Raw genomic sequence first — 2,239 nt, 5'->3', positions numbered from 1 at the left:
CCTTGTATTCCTTGCCGTATCGAGCCACGTCTTCTCCTCGTCTTCGCCCCCTCTTCGGGTTCTATCGACGCGGCAACTATTCTGACGTGGGGGGAACTGGCGCAGGTGTTGGTCGGCATGTCGCAGCCTGCGGATCGGTTTCAGCCCCCGATGACGGGCGCCGATATCGGCGCCGGACAAGCCGTTTGCGTGTGACCTGGACCGCAGGGACGGCACGCAGCATGAAGGACTCGCGAATGCGCGCTCATCCCAGTCGGCTCCTGTTTGGGAGCACGCCCTTTGGCGAAGGTCAGGAGTACCTGAGCTTCCAGTACCGCTTCCTGATCGTGGTGCTGATCGCAGGCGCGCTGGCGACCACCGTCTTCCTGCTGGGCGAGAGCACCCGGCTCAATCGCATCGACTCGCCGCATGTGGTCTCGATGGCTGCATTCACTGTCGCGTCGCTGCTGCTGTGGGGCGTGCTGCGCGGGCGGCCCGCTGCGGTCCGTCCGGTGGCGTGGCTTTACCTGGGGCTCTGCCAGCTCGAGTACCTCTCCGCACTGGTGCATGTGCCGCAGGACGAGATGCGCGCGCTCTGGTTCCTGACGAACGTGCCTGGCGTCTACCTGCTGCTCGGGCGCCGCACCGGGGCCGTGGTGACCGCCCTGACCGTGGTGGGCCTGGCATGGATCAATCCGCGGCTGTCCGTGCCTTATTCACCCAACGCGCTGGCCACCCTGCTGGTGGGAATCGTCTACCAGGCGATCTTCTTCCACGTCTACTCGGCGCGGTCGATCTCCTACCTGCAGCAGGTGCACGGTCTGAACCGCCAGCTGCATGACCTGGCGGACCGTGATCCGCTGACCGGGCTGCTCAACGCCCGGGCCTACTACGCCGGCTGCGAGCAGGCCCTGGCTGCAGCCGCCTGCGAGGGCCGGTCCAGCACCGTGCTCTTTGTCGATCTGGACCACTTCAAGCGCATCAACGATACCCGGGGCCATGCCGCTGGCGACGAGGTTCTGCGCCGCGTCGCGGGCTGCCTGCGCGAACAGGTGCGGCACAGCGATTGGATCGGGCGTATCGGCGGAGAAGAGTTTTCTTTGCTGTTGCCTCGCACCAGCACCGAGGAGGCCCTCCCGCTGGCAGAGCGGCTGCGTGTCAGTCTCGAGGCGTTGCAGATCGAGATCGACGGCCAGCCGATTCCCGTCACCGCCAGCATTGGTGTCGCCACCGCGCGGCCGGGTGAGCACACGATGGCCTCGCTACAGCAGCAGGCGGACGAGGCGATGTACCAAGCCAAGGCGCGTGGTCGTAACCGGGTGTCGATGCTGGAGGTCAAGCCAGGCACTGGTGCCCGCGTTGAGCGCGAGGCTCAGGGCACTGTTTTCACGGCGCTGACGCCACACGGCTGATCCCTGCGCCCTCGTCACGTCGAGGCACTGCCCAGGCTTTTGCTCCAACCGGCTGGGCGTCGCTCAGTCCGTACCGGATGCCGACGCAGCACACCAGCGCGCGCATCCGGATGTCTCGTGCTTGGAGTGAGTGATGCGAACGGAAATGGTGTCCGAAGTAAATCGTGGCCAGACGCCGCAGTAGACGAATCTGGTTGCTGAACGCCTGAGGCGCTTCGGAATGCAAGGTATCACAGTGAATATCGACCAGCTGTCGCGCCGTGTCGTCCCGGCCGGCGTCCAGCTGAAGCAACAATAACTCGATGGCACGAAGGCTGTCGGACATCCATTCAGAGCATGCTCGCACGGTTCGCTCCTGCAGCTGTTTGTTGTAGTTTCATTGCCGCTTTGTTCAGAACGAAGCAGTTTCTTGTTTTGGAGATTGATGAATGTAAAAGTCGACCTTTTGTCAAAGGTACGGATTTTTTCCAGATGGAGTCGATCCACTGCAATGTCTTCGGGCGGGCGCGTCCCTGTTCAGAAGACGGGGGATTTCGAGCGAAGGGATGCGGACAAGATGCAGACCTCTGCACGGGTCTTCAACCCGACTGCGGCACCTGTCAGCAGGGCATGACTCCGTACACTCAGGCCATGACCACGCCCGCGCTCCCTCGCCTCAAGCTGCCCCTGGGCATCCAGAACCTGCGCCAGATCCGCGAGGGCGGCTACTACTACGTCGACAAGAGCGGCATGGCCGTTGACCTCATCGAGGCCGGCAAGTACTACTTCCTGAGCCGCCCGCGCCGCTTCGGCAAGAGCCTGCTGGTCGACACGCTCAAGGAGCTTTTCGAGGGCAACCGGGCGCTGTT

Annotated in this window: 4 protein-coding genes; 3 read left to right on the top strand and 1 reads right to left on the bottom strand. The window is 63.6% G+C overall.

Annotated features, from left to right (window positions below; translation table 11 throughout):
* Together BW996_RS21960 and BW996_RS20840 are read left to right on the top strand one after the other, a co-directional pair.
* The coding region (locus tag BW996_RS21960) for a hypothetical protein (RefSeq protein WP_217694732.1) at positions 1–195 on the top strand (195 nt) is incomplete at its 5' end.
* Between the two features lie 41 nt (positions 196–236).
* Positions 237–1,391 carry a GGDEF domain-containing protein gene (locus BW996_RS20840; protein WP_051632127.1) on the top strand — a complete coding sequence of 385 codons (1,155 nt, stop codon included), beginning with the start codon at positions 237–239 and terminating at the stop codon, positions 1,389–1,391.
* Here BW996_RS20840 and BW996_RS21530 read toward each other — a convergent pair.
* Positions 1,366–1,716, bottom strand: coding sequence for a hypothetical protein (locus tag BW996_RS21530; RefSeq protein WP_139330995.1), 351 nt, complete (start codon positions 1,714–1,716; stop codon positions 1,366–1,368). The genes BW996_RS20840 and BW996_RS21530 overlap by 26 nt on opposite strands.
* 305 nt (positions 1,717–2,021) lie before the next feature.
* On the opposite strand from BW996_RS21530, the gene BW996_RS20835 reads away from it, so the two are divergent.
* Positions 2,022–2,239: AAA family ATPase (locus BW996_RS20835; protein WP_175619158.1), on the top strand; the 218-nt coding region annotated here is incomplete at its 3' end.

The organism is Sphaerotilus natans, from assembly GCF_900156335.1.
GTDB lineage: Bacteria > Pseudomonadota > Gammaproteobacteria > Burkholderiales > Burkholderiaceae_C > Sphaerotilus > Sphaerotilus natans.
The sequence above is the reverse complement of the archived record's forward strand: the minus strand, read 5'-3'. Positions and strand labels throughout refer to the sequence as shown.